Origin of the sequence: Micromonospora sp. DT4, from assembly GCF_049841675.1 — a bacterium.
Taxonomy (GTDB): domain Bacteria; phylum Actinomycetota; class Actinomycetes; order Mycobacteriales; family Micromonosporaceae; genus Micromonospora.
Genome location: NZ_JBNCKT010000455.1, coordinates 1 through 308 on the forward strand (window position 1 = coordinate 1; position 308 = coordinate 308).

General features: G+C 55.5%; 1 protein-coding gene. It reads right to left on the reverse strand.

The genetic code is table 11. The features are described from left to right. Positions 1–44 precede the first annotated feature (44 nt). A partial coding sequence (locus tag ACLQ24_RS30520) for a hypothetical protein (RefSeq protein WP_425895184.1) occupies positions 45–308 on the reverse strand: 264 nt, incomplete at its 5' end.

Genomic DNA, 308 nt, shown 5'->3' on the forward strand with positions numbered 1-308 from the left:
TGTAATGGTTTGACCAGATCGGCGAGAGTCTCGACAAGGCATGATCATGCCGTTGACGTTGGCTGAACACGTACGCCACGAGTCCATTGGCGATGCATTTTTTCTATCTCGCCAACGGCACAGGGCGGGCAGTGGTCCGCCTTCAGGGCTGTTGCGTAGTCGGTTGAGATGCTGTTGAGCTGGGTTTTGCTGGGATCCAGCGAGGTCTGGGGGTCCATGTAGGACGGGTGTGGTCCGTCGGTGATCATGTATTTGCGAAGACCATGATCGAGAACAGGACCGCACCCGCTGATGTCATCATTACTGAC